The following is a 22,073-nucleotide window of genomic DNA, read 5'->3' on the forward strand; positions in this document are numbered from 1 at the left end:
ATAGCCAGCTGGGGCTCCCCCTCGGCGGAGGGTATGAGGCGGCGCAGCGGCCCCTGGTAGCCCCCGGCGAGCCGGGGCCCGGAGCGCTGGTGGCCGGTGTCGACGAGGCCGGGCGCGGCCCCCTGGCCGGGCCAGTGGCGGCGGCAGCGGTGGTGCTGGCCGAGCCTAACGCGGTGACCGGGATCACCGACTCCAAGAAGTTGGCCCCCAAGCGCCGGCGGGAGCTTCAGGACGCCATTCTGGGGCAGGCCTTCGCAGCGGGCCTGGGCTGGGCCGAGGCCGACGAGATCGATGCGGTTAATGTCGGCCAGGCCACCCACCGGGCCATGGAGCGGGCGGTGGCCGCCCTGGGCATGCGACCCGACGAGCTTCGGATCGACGGCAACAGCCGGCCGGCGGGGCTTCCGCAGGCCCACTGCATCGTCGGCGGTGACGGCGCCGACTCGGCCATCGGCGCCGCCTCCATCCTGGCCAAGGTCATCCGGGACGACTGGATGGCCGACTACGACGTCCGCTATCCGGGCTACGGCTTCGCCCGCCACAAGGGCTACGGCACCGCCGAGCACCGGGAGGCCGTCAAGCGCCTAGGCCCCTCGCCGATCCATCGGCGATCGTTTACCATCAAGTAATCCGTGTTCAGTGTTCAGTTTTCAGTAAAGGCCTTTCAGGCTGCGGGGTTGGCCGTTCACTGAACACTGCCAACTGAACACTGAAAACTTGTTGGATTTGCCATCATGCCCGACCAGCCCCCCTTCGTCCATCTCCACTGCCACTCCGAGCTCTCCCTAGTCGATGGCACCCTCCGCGTCCCGGACCTCATCGACCGGGCCAAGGCCATGGGCATGCCGGCGGTGGCGCTCACCGACCACGGCAACCTGTTCGCCTTGGTGGGCTTCTACAACAAGGCCCTTGAGGCTGGGATCAAGCCCATCATCGGCTCGGAGGTGTGGCTGGCCGCCGACGGGGACGCCCCCGCTACTCAGCTGGTGCTGCTCGCCCGCGACCGTACCGGCTACCGCAATCTGGTGGAGCTATCCTCCAAGGGCTATGTGGATGGGCAGGTGCGGGGTCAGCCGCGGCTTAAGCGCGAATGGCTGGCCGCCCACGGCGACGGGCTGATTGCCCTGTCCGCCAATCTGGACGGCGAGGTGGGCTACTGGCTGGCCCGGGGACGCAAGGAGGCTGCCGAGGCGGCAGCCCGTTGGTACCGGGAAACCTTCCCCGCAGGCTTCTATCTGGAGCTGCAGCGTACCGGGCGCACCGGCCAGGAAGAGGTCAACCGGGCCAGCCTCGAAGTTGCCCGTGAGCTGGGGCTGCCAGTGGTGGCAACCAACAACGTCCACTTCCCCGAGCCGGAGGACGTGGAAGCTCACGAGGTGCGGGTGGCCATCGCCGAGGGCACGACCCTGGACCGGCGCCGCCGCGGCTCCCGCTATACCGAGCAGAACCACCTGCGCAGCGGCGACGACATGGCCGGTCTGTTCGAGGACGTCCCCGAGGCCCTGGCCAACGCCGGTCACATCGCGGCCCGCTGCAATGTGGAGCTGTCCTTCGGCACCCCCTATCTACCCAATTACCAGCCGCCGGGTGGTCGCTCTATCGAGGAGTATTTCCCCGAAGCGGCGCGCGCCGGCCTGGAGGAGCGCTTCGAACCGATCCTGGCACGGGAGCCGGCCGAGCGCCACGGCGAGGTGCGCGACCAGTACTGGCGCCGGCTGGAGCACGAGGTGGGCATCATCGATCAGATGGGCTTTTCGGCCTACTTCCTGATCGTTGCGGACTTCATCCAGTGGGCCAAGGACAATGATGTCCCGGTGGGGCCGGGCCGGGGCTCCGGAGCGGGATCGTTGGTGGCTTTCGCGCTCCAGGTCACCGATGTCGACCCCATCCGCTACGGCCTGCTTTTCGAGCGCTTCCTCAATCCCGAGCGCGTGTCCATGCCCGACTTCGACGTCGATTTCTGCATGGAGAAGCGGGACCGGGTCATCGACTACGTCACCGACAAGTACGGCCGCGACAACGTGGCCCAGATCATCACCTACGGCACCATGAAGGCCAAGGCGGTGGTGCGCGACGTGGGGCGGGTGCTCGGCCACCCCTTCGGCTATGTGGACAAGATCGCCAAGCTGGTACCCGGCGATCTAGGGGTTACCCTGGATGATGCCCTCAAGCAGGAGGACGACCTCCGGGGGCGTTACGAGAACGAGGAGGACGTGCGCACCCTAATCGACCACGGCCGGCGGCTGGAAGGGCTGGCGCGCAACGCCGGCACCCACGCCGGCGGCGTGGTGATCTCGCCGAGCCCGCTGACGGACTTCACGCCCCTGTTCAAGGAAGCCGACGGCGATACCGTCACTACCCAGTTCGACAAGGACGATGTGGAGGAGGCGGGCCTGGTCAAGTTCGACTTCCTGGGTCTGCGCACCCTCACGGTGATTGACAAGGCGGTGGCCCAGGTCAATCGCTCGCGCCAGGCCGCCGGCGAGGCGCCCCTGGGCATCGAGAACATCCCCATGGATGACGGCGCTACCTTCGAGCTCCTGCGCCGCTGCGAGACCACGGCGGTTTTTCAGCTGGAGTCCTCCGGGATGAAGGAGCTCATCCAGCGCCTGCAGCCGGAGCGGTTCGAGGATCTCATCGCCTTGGTGGCGCTCTACCGCCCCGGTCCCCTGGAGTCGGGCATGGTGGACGACTACGTGGAACGCCGGCACGGGCGGCAGACGGACTGGAGCTACCCCCATCCCTGGCTGGAGGAGGTCCTCAAGGAGACCTACGGGGTCATCCTGTACCAGGAGCAGGTGATGCAGATCGCCCAGGTGCTGGCCAGCTACAGCCTGGGCGCCGCCGATCTCCTGCGCCGCGCCATGGGGAAGAAGAAGGCCAAGGAAATGGCCAAGCAGCGCGAGATCTTTTTGGCCGGTGCGCGCGAGAACGGCATCCCCGACGACCAGGCCGCCACCATCTTCGATCTGATGGAGAAGTTCGCCGGCTACGGCTTCAACAAATCCCACTCCGCCGCCTACGCACTCATCTCCTACCGCACAGCCTACCTCAAGGCCCACTACCCGGCCGGGCTCATGGCAGCAGTGCTGTCGTCGGACATGAACAACACCGACAAGGTGGTCAACTTCATCGGTGACTGCCGCCAGATGGGCCTCGCGGTACTGCCGCCGGACATCAACCGCTCCGACCTGGAGTTTACGGTGGAGAACAAGGCAGTGGCGTCGGGTCAGCCCGGGGACATCCGCTACGGTCTGGGCGCAATCAAGGGCGCCGGCGAAGCCGCGTTGGAGGCCATCCTAGCCGAGCGGGCCAGCGGCGGGCCCTTCAATGACCTGTTCGAGTTCGCCAGCCGGGTGGATCTGCGGCGGGCCAACAAGCGGGTGGCCGAGGCCCTGATCCGTGCCGGTGCCATGGATCCCCTGGGGCCCTCGCGGGCGGCCCTGCTGGCGGTTCTGGATGTCGCCTTCGAGGAAGGTGTGCGGGTCCAGCAGGATATCGCGGTTGGCCAGGACAGCCTGTTCGCCGAAGCCGAACCGGCGGAAGGTGGGGAATACCCCGAAGTCCCCGAGCTCGACAGCCGGGAGCGCCTGCGCGGCGAAAAGGCCACCCTGGGTCTGTACCTCTCCGGGCACCCGCTGGATGACCGTATGGACGAGCTCGCCGGGCTCACCCACGGCCGCATCCGCGACCTCAATCCGGGGGAGGGTGACATGGTAGTCATCGCCGGCCTGGTGGCCAGCCTCAAGGAGATCAACAATCGTCGGGGGGAGCGCATGGCCTTCGCCGCCTTGGAGGACCCTTCCGGCCGGGCGGAGGGGGTGGTGTTCGCCGAGGCCTACGGCGGGGTCAGGGACTGGCTGCGCGGCGACGAGCCTTTGGCGGTGGTGGAGGGCCGGGCCGCGCCTGACGAGCAGGCAGGCGGCTACAAGATTACCGCCGAACGCATCATGACGCTGGAGGAGGCCCGGGTCGAGCGGGCCCAGGCACTGGAGCTGGGAGTTAGGGCTCCGGAGCTGGGACCAGCGGCCGCCGAGCGGCTGGGAGGATTGCTCCAGGAGCATCCGGGCCAATGCCCGGTGTGGATCGACTACCGCATCCCCGGGCGGGCCCGGGCCCGGCTACGCATGCCCCAGATGGTCCATCCCGGGCCGGCCTTGCTCGAAGCCTTGGGCGGGGTTATCGGCGATGAGGCGGTCCAGGTGCGATTCGGCCGCGAAGGCTAGGTTTTTCATCGGGGGTCGAGGACCGGTATAATCCACCGGTTTGCGGCAGCGCTAAGCGCCGGGAAGGGGAGGGCCCGGATTCGGCGCCCCACCGGATCGGCAACCGAGGATCGCCGAGCATGAAAAACCGCTTTCTCGACTTCGAGCAGCCCATCGCCGAACTGGAAGCGAAGATCGAGGAGCTGCGCTACGTCACCGATGACGAAGCGGATCTCAATATCGCCGAGGAGATTGAACGCCTCGAGCGCAAGAATCGCCGCCAGACGGAAAAGATCTACGGCAACCTGACCCCCTGGCAAGTTTCCCAGGTAGCCCGGCACCCCACCCGGCCCTATACCCTCGATTACCTAGGGCGCATCTTCACCGGTTTCCAGGAGCTCCATGGCGACCGGCTGTTCGCCGATGATCCCGCCCTGGTGGGCGGCACCGCCCGCCTCGAGGGTCGGCCCGTTATGATCATCGGCCACCAGAAGGGCCGGGATACCAAGGAAAAACTCCGGCGCAACTTCGGCATGCCCCGACCTGAAGGGTATCGCAAGGCCCTTCGCCTGATGCGGCTGGCGGAGAAGTTCCGGCTTCCGGTGCTAACCTTCATCGACACGCCCGGCGCCTATCCAGGGGTAGGCGCGGAGGAACGCGGCCAGAGTGAGGCCATCGCCCGCAATCTGCGGGAAATGGCACGCCTGCGTACGCCTGTGATGGCCACGGTAATTGGCGAGGGTGGTAGCGGCGGCGCCCTGGGTATCGGTGTGGGCGACCGGCTCCTCATGCTGCAGTACGCCACCTATTCGGTAATTAGCCCTGAGGGTTGCGCCTCTATCCTGTACAAGGACAGCGGTCGCGCCGAGGAGGCGGCCGAAGCCATGGGCATCACGGCCGAACGGATCCGCAAATTCGGGCTGATTGATGAAGTGGTTGGTGAGCCTCTGGGGGGTGCCCATCGTGACCCGGATGCCATGGCCGATGTTTTGCGCCCGATCCTGGTCGGCCACATCGATCACCTGCAGGCCCAGCCCATGGATCAGCTGTTGGAGGAGCGTTACCAGCGGCTGATGAGCCTGGGTTCCTTCGACGAGGAAGCCTGAGCCGCCCTCTCAGGTTCCCCCGTTTCGGGCCTGTCGTGTCCTGTCCCAGAATTGTGTAGGGGCTCCTGGGGCAGGCCATTGCGTATGCGGAGTGGCCCCATGCTGCCGCGCCACCCTCTTCGGGATCCTTTCCTGAGCCGTCTGGACGAGCACTTGCGTCGGGATCTTGCGGTTCCCGCAGGGGCGCGGCTTCATGCGGCCTTCAGCGGGGGTCTGGACTCCACCGCCCTGTTGGTGTCCCTGGCGGCGCTGGCTCCCGTGCGCGGTTACAAGGTCCAAGCCGTCCACGTGCACCATGGGCTCCAGGACGAGGCCGACGACTGGGTGGCGGTTGCGCGCCAGACTGCCGCGTCCCTGGGGGTGGCGCTCCAGGTTAGTCACTGGGAAGGGGCGTTGGCGGCCGGGGAGAGCGAGGAGGCGGCGGCCCGGGAGGCCCGCTATCGACTCCTGGAGGCCGAGGTGGGCGCTGGCGACTGGCTGATGACCGCCCATCAGGCCGACGATCAGGCGGAGACCGTGGTCCTTTTCCTGACCCGTGGCGCCGGGCTCGACGGCCTCTCCGGCATTGAGCGCTGCCGGCCTTTCGGGGCCGGCCGGCTGGCCCGGCCGCTTCTGCCGTTCCGCCGGGCGGAGCTGGCGGCCTTTGCCAAGCGCTGCGGGCTCGCATCCGTCAAGGACCCCTCCAACCGGGACCGGCGCTTCGCCCGGGTACGCGTCCGGGAAGAGGTGCTGCCCTGCCTGACTGAGGCGGTGGGGTCGCAGGTGAGCCCGGCGGTGGCCCGTTCCGCCGACCTTCTCCAGGACGCCCGTGAGGTCCTGGAGGGAGTGGCGGCCCGCCGAGTGGATGAGCTGGGCCGGCCCGGTCCGCCCCCGGTTCTGGACGCCGCTGGGCTGGCCGGCCTTAATCCCGCGGAAGGGCGCCTGGTGCTGCGGGAGGCCTTGCGCCGGGCCGGGCAGGCCCTGCCGGAACGGGACCAGCTGGAGCGCGCCCGTCGGCTGGCCGCCCGCATCGAGGCGGCGGGCAGCGTGGCATGGTCCGGTGGCGGGGTGCAGCGCCGAGGCGGTGAGCTGGTGCTGCGGATCGGCGACGAAGGGCGGTGACGGCCGGACCCCTTGCCCGGGTGGGGACGGGGCCCCATTCTGGCCCCAGGGTGCGGGGCGCACGGGTACGCCAAAACATCGGTCGGGGCCGTAATCGGCCCTGATGGGGCGAATGACGACACCGGGGACAACGGGACGGCGAATGAGCGATAGCATCGGGGCGCAAGCGGCGAGCCGCCACACCAAATTCATCTTCATCACCGGGGGCGTGGTCTCCTCCCTGGGCAAAGGCATCGCTTCGGCCTCGCTGGGGGCCTTGCTGGAGGCGCGCGGTCTCAAGGTCACCTTCCAGAAGCTCGATCCCTACATCAACGTGGACCCGGGGACCATGAGCCCCTTCCAGCATGGCGAGGTGTTCGTCACCGCCGACGGTGCCGAAACCGACCTGGACCTGGGTCACTATGAGCGTTTCTCCCACGCCCGCATGTCGGCCCGGAACAATTTCACCACGGGCCAGATCTACGAGTCGGTGATCAAGAAGGAGCGCCGCGGTGATTATCTGGGGGGCACGGTGCAGGTCATCCCCCATGTTACCGACGAGATCAAGGCATCCATCCTGTCGGTGGGGGACAGCGCCGATGTGGCCCTGGTGGAGATCGGCGGCACCGTGGGCGATATCGAGTCCCTGCCGTTCATGGAGGCCATCCGCCAGCTTGGGGTGGAGCTCGCCGGCAGCTGCCTCTACATCCACCTCACCCTGGTGCCCTACATCCCCTCCGCCGGTGAGATGAAGACCAAGCCCACCCAGCATTCGGTCAAGGAGCTGCGGGAGATCGGCATCCAGCCCGATATCCTGCTGTGCCGCGCCGATCGCGATATCCCCGAGGATCAGCGACGCAAGCTGGGACTGTTCTCAAACGTTCCCGAGCGGGCCGTGGTTACCGTCCGGGACGTGGATACCATTTATAAGGTGCCACTGGGGCTCTACCGCCAAGAGCTGGATTCCATCGTTCTGGAGCGGCTGGGCATTGAAGCCGGCGGCCCCGACCTGGCCCCCTGGGAGCGCATCGTGAACGCCCTCGACCAGCCCGAGGGTGAGGTGGCGATCGCCATGGTGGGCAAATATGTGGACCTTACCGAGTCCTACAAATCCCTTAACGAGGCCCTGACCCATGCCGGCATCCATCACCGGAACAAGGTGGCGGTGCGCTACGTGGATGCCGAGGCCATCGAGCGCGACGGCGCCGCCGCCCACCTGGACGGGGTGCACGCCGTACTGGTGCCTGGGGGGTTCGGTGAGCGGGGCAGTGAGGGCAAGATAGCTGCCATCGGGCATGCCCGCACCCAGCAGGTGCCCTATCTGGGGATCTGCCTGGGCATGCAGCTAGCGGTGGTGGAATTCGCCCGCAATGCTGCCGGGCTGGAAGGGGCCAGCAGCACTGAGCTCGACGGCCAGGCCCAGCACCCGGTGGTCGCTCTGCTCACCGAGTGGCTGGACGAGGAGGGTCACGTGGTTACTCGCCAAGCCGAGGGCGATCTGGGTGGCACCATGCGCCTGGGCGAGTATCCCTGCATCCTGGAGGAGACCTCCACCGTGCGCGGCGCCTACGGCCGCGAGGAGGTGGTGGAGCGCCACCGCCACCGCTACGAGTTCAACAATCAGTACTACGAGCTGCTGCGCGATGCCGGGCTAATGTTCACCGGCTCCACCGTGGACGGCCGCCTCAAGGAGGTGGTCGAGGCCCCGGACCATCCCTGGTTCGTGGCCTGTCAGTTCCATCCCGAATTCACCTCCCGGCCCATGGAGGGCCACCCGCTGTTCACCAGTTTCATCCAGGCGGCCCTGACCCACCGCGGCCCGGTTTCGCCGAACTAAATGGTTACGCGGCGGCGCGACAGCGGCGATCGCGACGCCCTGGAGGCATCGGTATGAATGAGCTTGCTGGTTATCCCATCGGCGGCGATCGGCCCTTCTTCCTAATCGCCGGCCCGTGCGCCATCGAGAGCCGTGGCCATGCCCTGGAGACCGCCGGGCGTCTCAAGGCCATCTGCGACCGGGTGGGCGTGCCGCTGATCTACAAGTCCAGTTTCGACAAGGCCAATCGCAGCTCCACGGGGTCCTACCGGGGGCCCGGTATGGACGAGGGCCTGGCCATCCTCGCCGACGTACGCGAGGAGGTGGGGGTGCCCGTCCTCACCGATGTCCACACCCCGGATCAGGCCGCGCCCGTCGCCGAGGCGGTGGACGTGCTGCAGACCCCCGCCTTCCTGTGCCGCCAGACCGACTTCATCCAGGCCGTGGCCGCCACCGGCAAGCCGATGAACATCAAGAAGGGCCAGTTCCTGGCCCCATGGGACATGGCCAATGTCGTCGACAAGGCCCGCGAGGCGGGCAACGATGCCATCATGGTGTGCGAGCGAGGGGTCAGCTTCGGTTACAACAATCTGGTCTCCGACATGCGCGCCCTGGCAATCATGCGCGAGACGGAAGCGCCAGTGGTTTTCGACGCCACCCACTCGGTGCAGCTGCCGGGCGGTGCCGGTGGGGCCTCTGGCGGCCAGCGTGAGCATGTGCCGGTACTGGCCTCCGCCGCTGCCGGTGTGGGGGTGGACGGCATCTTCATGGAAACCCACGAGGAGCCCGATTCGGCCCCCAGCGATGGCCCCAACATGTGGCCGCTGGACCGGATGGAGGCCCTATTGAACCGCCTGCTGGCCATCCACAGCGCGGCGCGCCAGAACGAAGTTTAAGTGTTTTGAAGTGTTCAGTTTTCAGTTTTCAGTGTTCAGTAAAGGCATAACCCACGGGTCCCCGGCCCTTCGAGCCTCGGCCGTCTGGCGTTACTGAATACTGAACACTGAAAACTAGCCTGGGGAGATGCCCGTGAGCGCCATTGTCGAGGTTCGAGGTCGTGAGGTTCTGGATTCCCGGGGCCATCCCACCGTGGAGGCGGAGGTGTGGCTGGAGACCGGGGCGGCGGGTACCGCCTCGGTGCCCAGTGGCGCCTCCACCGGCGAGCGGGAAGCGGTGGAGCTTCGCGATGGCGGCAACCGCTACGGAGGCAAGGGTGTCCTCCAGGCGGTAGAGCACGTCAACACCGAGATCCTGGAGACGGTCCTGGGGCTGGACGCCCAGGACCAGCGGGCCATCGACCGCGCCATGATCGATACCGACGGCACCGCCAACAAGGACCGGCTGGGCGCCAACGCCATCCTGGCGGTGTCGCTGGCGGTGGCCAAGGCTGCCGCCGACGACAGCGGCCTGCCGCTGTACCGCTATCTCGGCGGCGCCGGGGCCTGTGTGCTGCCGGTTCCCATGATGAACGTGATCAATGGCGGGGCCCATGCCGACAATGGCCTGGACTTCCAGGAATGCATGATTATGCCGGTGGGCTTCGAACGCTTCACCGAGGCCCTGCGCTGCGGGACCGAGGTCTTCCACCGCCTGAAAGGCATCCTGGCCGACGCCGGCCACGTGACGGCGGTGGGGGATGAGGGCGGCTTCGCGCCCAATCTGCCCTCCAACCGGGCGGCCTTGGAAACCCTGGTGCAGGCGGTGGAGGCCGCCGGCTACCGACCCGGCCAGGACGTCTGGCTGGCCATGGATGTGGCCGCCAGTGAGCTCTATAGCGACGGTCAGTACCAGCTGCCCGGTGAGGGCAAGACCCTGGATCGCGACGGCATGCTCGGTGTCCTCGCCGATCTCGCCGACAGCTTCCCCGTAGTCTCCATCGAAGACGGCATGGACGAGAACGACTGGGAGGGCTGGGAAGCGCTCACCGACCGCTTGGCCGACTCGCTGCAGCTGGTGGGCGACGATCTGTTCGTTACCAATACGGCCATCCTAAATCAGGGCATTGAGCGCGGGATTGCCAACTCCATCCTGATCAAGGTGAACCAGATCGGTACCCTGTCCGAAACCCTGGACGCCATCGAGCTGGCCAAGCGCGCCGGCTACACCGCGGTGGTCTCTCACCGCAGCGGCGAGACGGAGGACACCACCATCGCGGACATCGCGGTGGCCACCAACTGCGCCCAGATCAAAACCGGATCGGCTTCCCGCTCCGACCGGGTGGCCAAGTACAACCGATTGCTGCGCATTGAGGACGAGCTGGGCCTCGATGCCCGGTACCTGGGGGAATCGGCGCTGCCACGAAGGCGCGGATGAGGGCTTTCCTCTTGGAACCGGCCTTGGCCGTCGGAATTGGCGGGGTGGTGGGGATTGTCGGGGGCGTGCTGTTCTTCCAGGGGGTTCGGCGCTTCGCCCGGCGGGCGGAGACCGGCCGCCGGGACCTCCGCCGGCTGGTGTTCGGCCTTGCCTGGCGCCTGGCGGCAGTGGCGGTGCTGGTCGGGCTGGTGGCCTATGCCGGCGGGTCGCCGGGGGCGGTTGCCGTTCTGGTGGGGCTGGTGCTGGCCCGGCTCATCGTTCGACGCGGTTCCGGGTAGGGCGCCATGCGTGTGGCCTTGGTGATCATGGTACTTATCCTGGGGATCTTGCAGTTCCAGCTGTGGCTTGGTGAGCGTGGGATTACCGGGGTCTGGCAGCGCCAGGAGCGGCTTCAGGAGCTGGAAGCCACGGCAGACCGGTTCGAGCGCCGCAACCGCCGCCTGCGGGCCGAGGTAAAGGACCTGCGCCAAGAAGGTGAGGCCATCGTCGAGCGTGCCCGCGAGGACCTGGGTATGATCCGCAAGGACGAGATCTTCATCCGGATGGTGCGGCCGGCGGGCATTGAGGAATAACGGCAAAGGCAAGGGCGTTTGGTCTAGAAAGCCCGACATGTACCTTGCCTCACTTCTCACACCTTACTCCGCGGAAACGCCTCCACATGGCGATACTCACCGGGCGCCAGCACCGCTTCCATCCCTACTTCGGCGACGGCCGCCGACAGGTGCTTTTCGAACCCGGATCGGTTGGCCCCGGGGACCGGCTCGTAAACCTCCATCCAGGTGCGGCCGTCGGGGGCTGGCCCGTAGAGCCGGCCGGCTACTCCGGTTCGCCGCTCCACGTCGGCGAAAAGAGCCGACCAGCGGGCGTTGCCCACCTTCTCCGGGTCCATCCGGTAGTAGACGAAGATCCCCCAGTCGGGCTGGCTCAATCAGCCACCTCCGGCACCCTGTAAGGCAGATCTTCGATTTGCAATGGCGCCTCGCTGCACTCCGGGACGAGCGGTGTCCCCGCTTCCACGGTCTCAATCCGGAGTACCGTTAGGGCCTCGCTGCCGCCTTCGGCCCGCGGAGCGGCCCGGATCACCCGCCCCTGGGTCTGCTCAGCGTCCTCGGCATATACGGCCTGGCCCGGAGTCAGCGGTGTTTCGGAGCTGACCCGGTAAAGGCGGCGTTTGAGCCGTCCCAGGTGCTTGGTTCGAGCGACCACCTCTTGGCCCGTGTAGCATCCCTTGGTGTAGCTGATACCGCCCAGGGGTTCCAGGTTGGTTTCCTGAGGGATGAAAGTCTCCGTTGTGGCCGCACCGATATCCGGCACACCGGCGCGAACTCGGGCCAGTTCCCAGGCTTCTTTGCCTACCGCGCGCGCCGTGGCCGCGGCCGCTTTCCAGGCCTCCCCGGCCTCCTCGGGGCCGACCGCCACAAGGTAGGCAGGCTCAGGACCGGGTAGCGGCACGGCGGTCCCCCGCTCTCCCCGGGTTACGCCTTCCGGGACCAAGTTAGAGGTGCTAACGGCGGCTGCTGCCGCGTCCCGGGCCCCTTTGCCGGCCACGCCCAGGCGCACCCAGTCGCCGCTGGCGTTGGTCAGCCGCACGTCGGCGTGCAGAATGAACATAGTAAGCCGCTTGGTAAGGGGCTGAGCCAGATCGCCGGGTAGGTCAACGGCGAAACCGTCCTCGAAGGGGAACAGAAGCAGCGCCTCGATGACTCGGCCCTTGGGAGTCAGGTGCGCGCCGAGTACGGGGGTTCCATGCTCGGCGGGATAGACGTCATTGGTAACCTGGCCCTGCAGGAAGGACAGGACCTCGGTTCCGGTCAGGGTAAGCAGGGTACGGTGACTGAGGTCGGTAACGATGGTCTCGCCATGCTCCGCGGCCGCAAGCTCGCTGCGTGGATCACCGAAGTCGGTGACAACGCCATCTTGGAACTGGCCACCGAACGACTCAAGGGTGCTCTGCCATTGGGGAAACATGGTGTCCCTAGTCCTGGGGTTGGGGGCGAGAATGCGTCCCGTTTTCCGAGTAGCAGGGTCGGGATTATGGCCGAAGACGAATTTTCGGTCCAGCCCGGGGCGATTGCCGCTGCGCGCACCGTGCCTCTATACTGCGGGTATGGCCAAGCTTCCCTACACTTTTGATAACCGCCCAGTCTTCCTTAATTTGGCCCGGATCCATTTCCCGGTTGGCGCGATGGCATCCATCCTCCATCGCCTCAGCGGTGTGTTACTTATCCTGGCTGTCCCGGGGGGGCTCGGGTTGGCCGAATACAGCAGTCGCTCGGCCATCCACTTCCGGTGGGTGGCTGGGATTTTGGACACTGCCACCGCAGCTGTGATCGGGGCCGCCGTGCTGGCCGCCTTGGCCCATCATCTGCTGGCGGGAGTGCGCCTCATGCTCATGGATGTTGGAATGGGTGTGGGATTGACCACCGCCCGCCGCAGCGCCTGGGGCTCCCTGGGGACCGCTGGGGTTTTGGGCGTGCTGGCCCTGTTAGCCCTGTGGCCCGAGACGGGGGCAGCTGGTGGCTACTGAGCCCGGCGGGCATGGCGGCGGTTTCCGAGATGCCGGAGCCTCGCGCACTGGGCTCTGGGCTTGGTGGTGGCAGCGGCTAAGCGCGCTCTACATTGCCGCCTTCTTGGTACTCGGAATCGTCTGGTTAACGGTGGCTCCCCCCTCCGGCTACGGCCAATGGCGTATCTGGCTGGCCTATGATGCCGTTCGCCTGGCCCTTGCCCTGTTCGTGGCCGCGGTGGGGGTCCACGCTTACATCGGGGCGCGCGATATCATGATGGACTATGTGCCCGAAGGGGTCGTCCGGAACGCCGCTGTGGTCATTTGGGTGCTGGTAGCGGCTGCCTTCTTGGCCTGGGGCTGGCTGTGGGTGGTGGATCTGGGAGCCGGGCCGTGAGTGTATCCAGCGATCCCAACGGCATCCCGGTGCGCCGCTTCGATACCCTCGTGGTGGGAGCGGGAGGGGCCGGATTGCGGGCCGCCCTGGAGCTGTCGCGGGCCGAGGCCTCCACCGCCGTGCTGTCCAAGGTCTTCCCAACGCGCTCCCATACGGTGGCGGCCCAGGGGGGTATCAACGCCGCCCTGGGCAATGTTCGGGAGGACCGTTGGATCTGGCACATGTACGACACCATCAAGGGCAGCGATTATCTCGCCGATCAGGATGCGGTGGAGTACATGTGCCGGGCGGCGCGTCGGCTGGTGGTGGAGCTGGAGCACGAGGGGGTCCCCTTCTCGCGCACGGAGGAGGGCTTTATCTACCAGCGGCCCTTCGGGGGCCAGAGCCGCAGCTTTGGCGGCGACCAGGCGGCACGGACCTGTGCCGCTGCCGACCGCACCGGCCACGCCATCCTGCATACCCTCTACCAGCAAAACGTTCGTGCCGGTACCTATTTTTTCGACGAGTATCTCGCCCTGGATCTGATACGGGATGACGACGGGCATGTGCTGGGGGCGGTTGCCATGGCCCTGGCAACCGGCGAGCTGTTGGTGATCCAGGCCAAGGCCACCCTGATCGCTACCGGAGGCGCCGGGCGCATCTACCGGACCTCCACCAACGCCCACATCAACACCGGTGACGGCATGGGGCTGGTTCAGCGGGCCGGCCTGCCCCTTGAGGACATGGAATTCTTCCAGTTCCATCCCACAGGTATCGCCGGCTACGGCATGCTCATTACCGAGGGTGCCCGGGGCGAGGGCGGCTACTTGGTGAATGCCGAGGGCGAGCGCTTCATGGAGCGCTACGCGCCTAACGCCAAGGACCTGGCAAGCCGCGACGTGGTAAGCCGCGCCATGGTCACCGAGGTGCGCGAAGGTCGTGGCTGTGGACCGGACGGCGACCATGTCCTGCTGCGCATGAACCACCTGGGGGAGAAGCTCATCAGTGAGCGCCTGCCCGGCATTCGGGAGAGCGCCAAGCGCTTTGCCAAGGTGGACCCCGTAACCGAGCCCCTCCCGGTTTTCCCCACTAGCCACTACACCATGGGCGGCATCCCCACCAACCGCTTCGGCGAGGTGGTGGTGGGTCCCGACGGCGCCGACCACGATCAGGTGGTGCCGGGGCTCTACGCCATCGGCGAATGCGCCTGCGTGTCAGTCCACGGGGCCAACCGGCTGGGCGGCAACTCCCTGCTCGACATCGTGGTCTTCGGTCGCGCCGCCGGCAATCGCATCCAGGATTTCCTGGCTCGTAACCGCTATCACCGGCCTCTGCCCGAATCCGCGGCCGAGGCCACCCGGGCCCGGTTGGCGGAGCTAGAAGCCCCACCGGGCAGCGACTCCGGTGGCGAAAGTCCGGGCCGCCTCCGGCGCGAGCTGCAAAACCTGATGGAGGCCCACTTCGGGGTCTTCCGCGAGCCCGAGGCCATGGCCGAAGGTATCCAACGCCTAGAGGAGCTCGGGGAGCGGATCCGGGCCATGGATATGGGGGATCGTGGAGCCGTGTTCAATACGGCCCGAGTGGAGGCCCTGGAGCTGCAGAATATGTATCACGTCGGTCTGGCCGCCGCCCATTCCGCACGGGGGCGCACGGAGAGCCGCGGTGCCCACTTGCGCCGGGACTATCCCAGCCGCGACGACACCAATTGGCTGCAGCACTCGCTGTACTACCTCACGGACAACCGCATGGCCTACAAGCCGGTGCGCATGCAGCCGATGACCATTGAGGCCTTCCCGCCAAAGGAACGGGTCTACTGATGCGTCTGAGGATCTACCGGTACGATCCCGAGCGCGACGCCGAGCCCTACCTGCAGGCCTTCCAGGTGGAGCCATCGGGCCCCATGCTGCTGGACGCCCTGGAAGGGCTCAAAGAGGAGGCCGATCCGTCCCTGACCTTCCGGCGCTCGTGCCGAGAGGGGGTGTGCGGCTCCGACGGCATGAACATCAACGGCCGCAACGGTCTGGCCTGCATCACGCCCATCGAGGAGCTGCGCGAGCCGGTCACCCTGCGCCCTCTCCCTGGCCAGCCGGTGGTCAAGGATCTGGTGGTGGACCTGACCCGCTTCTATGAGCAGTACCGCTCGGTGCAGCCTTATCTGAAGAACGACGAGCCCCGGCCGGAGCACGAGCGGCTGCAGAGCCCCGAGGAACGGGCCCAGCTCGACGGTCTGTACGAGTGCATCCTGTGCGCTTGCTGCTCCACCGCCTGCCCCTCCTACTGGTGGAACCCTGACCGTTTTCTCGGGCCCGCGGCTCTTCTGCAGGCCTTTCGCTTCATCAACGACAGCCGCGACACCGGCGAGGGCCAGCGCCTGGATGAGCTTGACGACGCCTTCAAGCTTTTCCGCTGCCGGACGATCATGAACTGCGCCGAGGTCTGCCCCAAGGGTCTCAACCCCACCGCCGCCATCGGCGAGATCAAGAAAGCGCTGTACAAGCGGCAGATATGAGAATCAGTTGGCAGCCCATCCAACGGCTCGCTCGTAGGAGCCCAATTTATTGGGCGAGCCTTTTGGTTCCGGTGCCTTGATCCGGCAAGGTCTCGCCCGGACAAGCCGGGCTCCTAAAGCTGTCACTCGACCGGCACATGCTCCACCCGGTCGTCGCCGTCGAGGGTCCGGTAGAGGACGGTGTCCCAAGCGGGGCGAGTGTTGTCCGGGGCGGGGTAGTCGCGGTTGTAGTGGAGCCCCCGGCTCTCGGGGCGGGCCCGGGCCGAGCGGATGATCAGGTCGGCAACCAGGGCCAGATGGCGCAGCTCGATGAGATCCTGGCTGACGGCGAAGCGGGCGTAGTACTCCTCGATCTCCCCCATCAGCATGTCCAGTCTCCGCTTGGCCCGTCCCAGGCGCTTGTCGGTACGCACGATCCCCACGTAGTCCCACATGAACTGGCGCAGCTCCGCCCAGTCATGGGCCACTACCACCTGCTCGTCGGATTCGGTGACCCGGCTGGTATCCCAGGCGGGGAGCGCGGGCTGCTCCGTGGCTTCATCGGCGCTCAGCCGGGCGTCGATGTCCTCGGCGGCTTCGGTGGCGAAAACCAGGCCCTCCAGAAGGGAGTTGCTGGCCAACCGGTTGGCCCCGTGAAGCCCGGTGTGGCTGGTCTCGCCAATGCCGTAAAGGCCTGCCAAGTCGGTGCGCCCCTGGAGGTCGGTTATGACGCCGCCGCAGGTGTAGTGGGCGGCGGGCACTACCGGGATGGGCTCGGCGGTCATGTCGATGCCGTATTCCAGCAATTTGGCGCGGATAGTGGGGAAGTGGGTTTCAATGAACTTCGCCGGTTTGTGGCTGATGTCCAGGTAGACGCAATCGGCTCCGGTGCGCTTCATCTCGTAGTCGATGGCGCGGGCCACGATGTCCCTCGGGGCAAGCTCGGCCCGTTCGTCGTGGCGGGACATGAACCGGTCACCGCTGCCGCCCCCCAAGCGCAGGAGGCCGCCTTCGCCGCGCACCGCCTCCGAGATCAAAAAGGATTTGGCCTCAGGGTGGTACAAACAGGTCGGGTGGAACTGGACAAACTCCATGTTCGCCACCCGGCAGCCGGCGCGATAGGCCATGGCCATGCCGTCGCCGGTGGCCGTGTCCGGGTTGGAGGTATAGAGGTACACCTTGCCGGCGCCTCCAGTGGCCAGCACGGTGAACCGGGCGCCAAAGGCCGTAACCGTGCCGTCCCGGCTGTCAAGGGCGTAGACCCCCCAGCAACGGTCACCGCTAGTGTCGGCAGTGCCGACCTTGGACGCCGGGATTAGCTGGATGGCGACGTGATGGTCTAGGAACCGGATCTCGGGATGACGGTAAACGGCGTCTAGCAGAGTGCTCTCCACCGCACGGCCCGTGGCGTCGGCAGTATGGATGATGCGGCGGTGGCTATGCCCGCCCTCGCGGGTCAGGTGGAAGCGGGTCAGAGGGCCTTCTTCACCCAGTTCGCGGGTGAAGGGGACGCCCATGGTGATAAGGCGCTGGATCGCCCCGGGGGCGCTGCGCACCACGTGGTCCACCGTTCCTTCATGGCAAAGACCGGCACCTGCTTCCAGGGTGTCCTGGATGTGCGCCTCGAAGGAATCGTTGGGGTCCATTGCTGCGGCAATCCCGCCCTGGGCGTAGAGGGTGGCCGACTCGCCTGGGTCCCCCTTGGTTAGGATCGTGACTCGGTTCTCACCGGCCAGAGCCAGGGCGCAGGAAAGGCCGGCCATGCCGCCGCCAATGATCAGCACATCGCTGTATTCGGCGGGGGCCGTGGGCGTCTGCGCGCCCTCGGTGTCGGGATCGAGTGGTCCGGAGGTGCTCATGGCCTTAACGGTACGCCAAGCGTGGCGACCGGCCAAGCCGGGGTCGGTTAATGGTTACGCGAAATTCGCGCGGTCCCGGGGGCAGTCTGCTAGGATGGTCCCTCCTCGATCCCGGGCCGTCGGCAAGGCCCTGGATCGGAAACTCCCCGGCGGAGCGGGTGTCTCATTCCGGAAGCGACCCTGCGTCCGCCTGCACGCTCGAGATTCTAGGCGGTTATGGGCGAACGCCAGACCGATCAACAGCTGGTAGAACGGGTGAAAAGCGGTGACCAGCAGGCCTTTGACCTGCTTGTCCGCAAATATCAGCATAAAGTTTATGGCTTGGTCAGCCGCTTTATCTCCGATTCCGCCGCGGTGGAAGACGTTGTCCAAGAGAGCTTTATAAAGGCTTATCGCTCTCTGGACCGTTTCCGTGGGGACAGTGCATTCTACACCTGGCTTTACCGGATCGCGGTAAACACCGCCAAGAACTATCTGGTAGCTAAGGGCCGGCGGCCGCCCGATGCCGATATCGACGCCAGCGACGCGGAGCAGATGGGGGGTGCGGAGGTGATGCGTGAGGTCGGCACTCCCGAGGATGTGGCGGTGTCGAAGGAGATGAGCCGCAAGGTCCTGGAGGTCATCGAAAACCTCCCTCCCGACCTGCGGACCGCCCTGTCGCTGCGGGAGATCGACGGCATGACCTACGAGGAGATCGCCAAGGTGATGGACTGTCCCATCGGAACAGTTCGGTCCCGCATCTTCCGGGCCAGAGAGGCCGTTAACAACGCGCTCGAATCCCTCTCTCGGGAAAAGGAGGAGCAATAACCGATGGGGTCCTGTGACTACGAGGCCGTTTCCGCCCTGGTGGACGGCGAGCTGGACGAGCAGGAGTGCGATGGCGTCATCCGGCACCTCAACGAGTGCCGCGAATGTTGTCGGCTGTTCGAGCGGTTCCATGCCACCCGCACGCTAGTACGGGGGGAGGGCGAAATCGCCACGCCCCGCGATCTATCCGACCGCGTCTCCGCGGCAATCGCCGAGGAGGCCCCGAGGGCTCCAGACAATGGGGGGGCACCGGCCCAAACGGTTAGCCGGGGACGCTTCGGTTGGGGCTGGATGGCTACCGCGGCAGGTATTGCCGGAGTGGCTGTGGCCGCCGGATTCCTAATGAATCAGGTACCGACCCCCAATAACTCCGGCTCTTCCCCCTCCCTCGCCCAGCCCGCCGAGCCCGCTCCCGAAACCCGCACCCCGCAAGCGACCGAATCCGAAGACATGGCAACCATACAGCGTTACCTGCCCGAGCATTCCAGCTTTGTGCCCAACGGTGCCGGTGCCGAGTTCCAGCGCACCCGGCTGGGAACCGAAAAGCGCCGATGATGACTCGCTACGCTTTTTTAGGGCTGGCGGTCGCTGCTCTGCTCGCCGGCCCGGTTAAAGCCGCCGACGATCTCAAAAACCAAGTGACGGCCATGATCCAGGCCGCCCGCCAGATGGATTATCAGGGCGTGCTCGTGCACGGCATGCCAGTGGGCGTGGAGTCCATGCGCTTCTACCACGCCGGCGAGGACGACGGTAGCTACCGCGAGCGGCTGGTCATGCTTACCGGGCCGGCCCGAGAGCTGGTTCGAAACGGTGAAGACGTACGCCGTTATCACCCGGAAAAGGGTCGGGTGGTTGTGGCTCCCCGTCGTACCGGTACGGGCATCTTTAGATTGGATGCGGCAGAGCTGGAACGGGTGCGTGCCCATTACCGCCTTGAGCAGGGGCCTTCGGGGCGGATCGCTGGCCGTGAAAGCCGAGCGATCGAATTCCGGGCCGGTGACAGCGATCGTTTCACCTACCGCATCTGGCGCGACAAAGCGACCAATCTCCCACTGCAGACCGAGGTCCTGGACGCCGAGGGACGGGCTCAGGAAACTTTCATGTTCGCCACCGTGGAAACCGGGGTTCCGCCCCAGCGGTCCGATCTGGAGCTGGGAGCCCCTCCCGAGATCCGGATGGTCCGTCGGCGGCGCCTGGAGGGCGAGGATCGCCACGAGGTTCTGAGCTCCCTAGAGCTCCCCGCTGGATTCCAGCTCAAAGCCCGTTTTCAGGATGCTGACGGCGATCGCGGGCATCAGTACTTCTTCTCGGACGGTCTGGCCACCCTTTCCGTTTTTGTGAACCGTACCGAAGGCCCTCCCGACTCGGCGGGTCACAAGGGCAAGATCCTTCAGCGCGGTGCCCTGCATGCCAGCTCACTGTCCCGCGGCGGCTACCGTATCACTCTGCTGGGTGAGCTGCCGGGAGTGGCAATGCGGCGCATCGCGTCCAGCCTGGAGGATGCCGGAGGCGATTCGGAATGATTGAGACCGAGGCCGTGGTAGTGGGGACCGAAGATGACGTGGTCGAGGTGCAATCGGCCGCCTCGGCCGGTTGCGGACGGTGCAGTACCCAGGGGGGCTGCGGTGGCGGCCGGACCATCCTGGGCACCCGCCCCGGCGGATGCCGCATGCGGGTCTACGGGGAGCTGGCCGTTCGACCCGGCGACCGGGTTGTTGTCGGCCTGCCCGAAAGCGGCTATCTGAGGGCCTCCGTAGCCCTTTACGTGGTCCCCTTGGCGGGTATGTTTGCGGCCGGCGGCGTTGCCGAGTGGCTGGTCAACCGCTTCAATCCGGCTAACGGGGATGTCTTGATCCTGATCGCGGGTCTGGCTGGCTTGGGCGGGGGTTTTCTCTGGCAGCGGGGCTTCAATCGGCGCATGGCCGACGATCCCCGTTTCCGGGCTCGCCTTCTGCGCCGGGCCCATCCTGGCGATGGGAGCGGTGATCCCGATGGCCAGGCGGCCTGATGGGACCCAATCCTAACTTCGATTCGGAGAGCGCGATTCATGCATAGCAGCGGTTTGCCCGGGCGAGGCGGGTCGGTTCTGATCTTCTTAATCCTGCTCATGGTGGCTCCGGTGGTGGGGGCTCAGAAACTTCCCGACTTCACCGGGATCGTCGAAGAACACGGGCCCTCGGTGGTGAACATCAGCACCACTCAGAAGACTCCCGCCGAGGGTACCGGCCGTGTGCCGCCCCAGTTCGAGGGCACCCCTTTCGAGGATTTCTTCAAGCGCTTTTTCGGGGAGCAAGGACCGCAACCGGAACGTGAAACCCAGTCCCTGGGTTCGGGGGTGATCATCTCCGCCGATGGCTACATCGTTACCAACGCCCATGTGGTCAAGAACGCTTCCGAAATCGTCGTCCAACTGACGGATCGCCGTCAGATGGAAGCGGAACTGGTGGGCAGGGACGCCACCATAGACATAGCCCTTCTTAAGGTGGATGCCGATAATTTGCCCACGGCGCAAATGGGGGACCCTGAGGAGGTTAGTGTAGGGGAGTGGGTGGTGGCCATCGGCTCTCCCTTCGGGTTCGAGAACAGCGTCACCGCGGGCATCGTCTCCGCCAAGGGACGGAGCCTGCCGAGCGACAATTACACCAACTTCATCCAGACCGATGTGGCCGTAAATCCGGGCAACTCGGGTGGACCGTTGTTCAACCTGGACGGTGAGGTGGTGGGTATCAACGCTCAAATCTACTCCAAATCGGGAGGCTTCATGGGGCTGTCCTTCGCCATCCCCATTGACGTTGCCATGGACGCGGTAGACCAGATCAAGGAGCACGGCGAGGTCCGCCGTGGGTGGTTGGGGGTTTACATCCAGGACGTGTCGTCGGATCTGGCCGAATCCTTCGGCATGGACAAGCCCACCGGGGCTCTGGTGGCGCGGGTGATCGAGGGCGGTCCTGCCGACAAGGCCGGCTTGCAATCCGGGGATGTGGTGATCGCCGTGGACGGTGAAGAAATCCGGACTGCCGGCGACCTGCCGCCCAAGATCGGTCAGCTAAAGCCCGGGTCCGAGGCCACCCTCACCGTGGTGCGCGAGGGCGAGGAGCGCCGGATCAGCGTTACCGTGGGGGCCCGGGATGAACGCCAGATGGCCGCCGATGAAGAGACGGGCCCGAGTAAGGTGCTGGGCATGCAGGTTCGCCCGGTGCCGGCGGATATTCGCAAGGAGCTCGGGCTACCCGCCGACCGGGGAGTCCAGGTGACCGAAGTAGTTGGCGGCGCAGCCGCCTCGGCGGGGGTCCGCAAAGGCGATGTCATCCTCAAACTGGCCAACCGGGCCGTTACCGGCCCGAAGCAACTCGCCGAGCTGGTCGAGGGCCTGCCCTCCGGCCGGGTGACTCCCATGCTGGTGCGGCGCGGGGAAGGAGCGCTGTTCTTGCCCATCCAGATCCCGTAGCCTACCGGCCCTGGCCCGACCACGGGGACCGGCCTGAAGGCCGGTCCCCGTGTATGTTTCGATACCGAA

Annotated in this window: 21 protein-coding genes; 18 read left to right on the plus strand and 3 right to left on the minus strand. The window is 66.3% G+C overall.

The window, feature by feature from the left end; all coding sequences use genetic code 11:
- The first annotated feature begins 53 nt into the window (after positions 1–53).
- The 9 genes from V5A19_RS01475 to V5A19_RS01515 all read left to right on the plus strand — a co-directional run bounded on the left by V5A19_RS01475 (position 54) and on the right by V5A19_RS01515 (position 11,092).
- On the plus strand, positions 54–629 hold the full coding sequence (locus tag V5A19_RS01475) for a ribonuclease HII (RefSeq protein ID WP_443081389.1): 576 nt from the start codon (positions 54–56) through the stop codon (positions 627–629).
- 105 nt (positions 630–734) lie between these two features.
- Positions 735–4,226: a DNA polymerase III subunit alpha gene (gene dnaE, locus V5A19_RS01480; protein ID WP_332317335.1), complete on the plus strand. Its 3,492-nt coding sequence runs from the start codon at positions 735–737 to the stop codon at positions 4,224–4,226.
- A 119-nt stretch (positions 4,227–4,345) separates the two neighbouring features.
- On the plus strand, positions 4,346–5,311 hold the full coding sequence (locus tag V5A19_RS01485; RefSeq protein ID WP_332317336.1) for an acetyl-CoA carboxylase carboxyltransferase subunit alpha: 966 nt from the start codon (positions 4,346–4,348) through the stop codon (positions 5,309–5,311).
- A gap of 99 nt (positions 5,312–5,410) precedes the next feature.
- Complete coding sequence (gene tilS, locus V5A19_RS01490; protein WP_332317337.1) at positions 5,411–6,412, plus strand: tRNA lysidine(34) synthetase TilS; 1,002 nt, start codon at positions 5,411–5,413, stop codon at positions 6,410–6,412.
- A gap of 142 nt (positions 6,413–6,554) precedes the next feature.
- Positions 6,555–8,228, plus strand: a complete 1,674-nt coding sequence (locus tag V5A19_RS01495; RefSeq protein ID WP_332317338.1) for a CTP synthase — start codon at positions 6,555–6,557, stop codon at positions 8,226–8,228.
- Between the two features lie 53 nt (positions 8,229–8,281).
- A complete protein-coding gene (kdsA, locus tag V5A19_RS01500) occupies positions 8,282–9,103 on the plus strand; it encodes a 3-deoxy-8-phosphooctulonate synthase (protein ID WP_332317339.1) in 822 nt (273 codons plus the stop codon).
- 133 nt (positions 9,104–9,236) lie between these two features.
- Positions 9,237–10,520, plus strand: coding sequence for a phosphopyruvate hydratase (eno, locus tag V5A19_RS01505; RefSeq protein WP_332317340.1), 1,284 nt, complete (start codon positions 9,237–9,239; stop codon positions 10,518–10,520).
- Between the two features lie 23 nt (positions 10,521–10,543).
- Positions 10,544–10,798: a hypothetical protein gene (locus tag V5A19_RS01510; RefSeq protein ID WP_332317341.1), complete on the plus strand. Its 255-nt coding sequence runs from the start codon at positions 10,544–10,546 to the stop codon at positions 10,796–10,798.
- A gap of 6 nt (positions 10,799–10,804) precedes the next feature.
- Complete coding sequence (locus V5A19_RS01515) at positions 10,805–11,092, plus strand: septum formation initiator family protein (protein ID WP_332317342.1); 288 nt, start codon at positions 10,805–10,807, stop codon at positions 11,090–11,092.
- Between the two features lie 56 nt (positions 11,093–11,148).
- On the opposite strand, the gene V5A19_RS01520 is transcribed toward V5A19_RS01515, so the two are convergent.
- Positions 11,149–11,448, minus strand: coding sequence for a DUF4936 family protein (locus V5A19_RS01520; RefSeq protein WP_332317343.1), 300 nt, complete (start codon positions 11,446–11,448; stop codon positions 11,149–11,151).
- On the minus strand, positions 11,445–12,488 hold the full coding sequence (ygfZ, locus tag V5A19_RS01525) for a CAF17-like 4Fe-4S cluster assembly/insertion protein YgfZ (RefSeq protein WP_332317344.1): 1,044 nt from the start codon (positions 12,486–12,488) through the stop codon (positions 11,445–11,447). The genes V5A19_RS01520 and ygfZ overlap by 4 nt, the downstream gene beginning before the upstream one ends.
- A 139-nt stretch (positions 12,489–12,627) precedes the next feature.
- Here ygfZ and sdhC point away from each other — a divergent pair, with 139 nt between their 5' ends.
- The 4 genes from sdhC to V5A19_RS01545 are packed head-to-tail and all read left to right on the plus strand — an operon-like array spanning position 12,628 to position 15,911.
- Complete coding sequence (sdhC, locus tag V5A19_RS01530; protein WP_332317345.1) at positions 12,628–13,047, plus strand: succinate dehydrogenase, cytochrome b556 subunit; 420 nt, start codon at positions 12,628–12,630, stop codon at positions 13,045–13,047.
- The gene (sdhD, locus tag V5A19_RS01535) at positions 13,037–13,423 is read left to right on the plus strand and encodes a succinate dehydrogenase, hydrophobic membrane anchor protein (RefSeq protein ID WP_332317346.1); all 387 of its coding nucleotides are present in this window, start codon (positions 13,037–13,039) and stop codon (positions 13,421–13,423) included. The genes sdhC and sdhD overlap by 11 nt, the downstream gene beginning before the upstream one ends.
- Positions 13,424–13,446: 23 nt before the next feature.
- Positions 13,447–15,219: a succinate dehydrogenase flavoprotein subunit gene (sdhA, locus tag V5A19_RS01540; RefSeq protein ID WP_443081390.1), complete on the plus strand. Its 1,773-nt coding sequence runs from the start codon at positions 13,447–13,449 to the stop codon at positions 15,217–15,219.
- Positions 15,219–15,911 (plus strand): succinate dehydrogenase iron-sulfur subunit, encoded by a 693-nt coding sequence (locus V5A19_RS01545; protein WP_332317348.1) that lies wholly within the window; start codon positions 15,219–15,221, stop codon positions 15,909–15,911. Before sdhA ends, V5A19_RS01545 begins: the two co-directional genes overlap by 1 nt.
- Positions 15,912–16,033: 122 nt before the next feature.
- On the opposite strand, the gene nadB is transcribed toward V5A19_RS01545, so the two are convergent.
- On the minus strand, positions 16,034–17,749 hold the full coding sequence (nadB, locus tag V5A19_RS01550) for an L-aspartate oxidase (protein WP_332317349.1): 1,716 nt from the start codon (positions 17,747–17,749) through the stop codon (positions 16,034–16,036).
- A gap of 216 nt (positions 17,750–17,965) precedes the next feature.
- Between nadB and rpoE the strand changes: the two genes are divergently transcribed.
- The 5 genes from rpoE to V5A19_RS01575 are packed head-to-tail and all read left to right on the plus strand — an operon-like array spanning position 17,966 to position 22,004.
- Positions 17,966–18,556 carry an RNA polymerase sigma factor RpoE gene (gene rpoE / locus V5A19_RS01555; RefSeq protein WP_332317350.1) on the plus strand — a complete coding sequence of 197 codons (591 nt, stop codon included), beginning with the start codon at positions 17,966–17,968 and terminating at the stop codon, positions 18,554–18,556.
- Positions 18,557–18,559: 3 nt separating this feature from the next.
- Positions 18,560–19,111, plus strand: coding sequence for a sigma-E factor negative regulatory protein (locus V5A19_RS01560; protein ID WP_332317351.1), 552 nt, complete (start codon positions 18,560–18,562; stop codon positions 19,109–19,111).
- On the plus strand, positions 19,111–20,079 hold the full coding sequence (locus tag V5A19_RS01565; RefSeq protein ID WP_332317352.1) for a MucB/RseB C-terminal domain-containing protein: 969 nt from the start codon (positions 19,111–19,113) through the stop codon (positions 20,077–20,079). Before V5A19_RS01560 ends, V5A19_RS01565 begins: the two co-directional genes overlap by 1 nt.
- Positions 20,076–20,564, plus strand: coding sequence for a SoxR reducing system RseC family protein (locus V5A19_RS01570; RefSeq protein WP_332317353.1), 489 nt, complete (start codon positions 20,076–20,078; stop codon positions 20,562–20,564). Before V5A19_RS01565 ends, V5A19_RS01570 begins: the two co-directional genes overlap by 4 nt.
- A 39-nt stretch (positions 20,565–20,603) precedes the next feature.
- The gene (locus tag V5A19_RS01575) at positions 20,604–22,004 is read left to right on the plus strand and encodes a DegQ family serine endoprotease (protein WP_332317354.1); all 1,401 of its coding nucleotides are present in this window, start codon (positions 20,604–20,606) and stop codon (positions 22,002–22,004) included.
- The last annotated feature ends 69 nt before the right edge of the window (positions 22,005–22,073 follow it).

It is taken from the genome of Thiohalorhabdus sp., from assembly GCF_036628635.1.
In the GTDB taxonomy this organism is placed as follows: Bacteria; Pseudomonadota; Gammaproteobacteria; order Thiohalorhabdales; family Thiohalorhabdaceae; genus Thiohalorhabdus.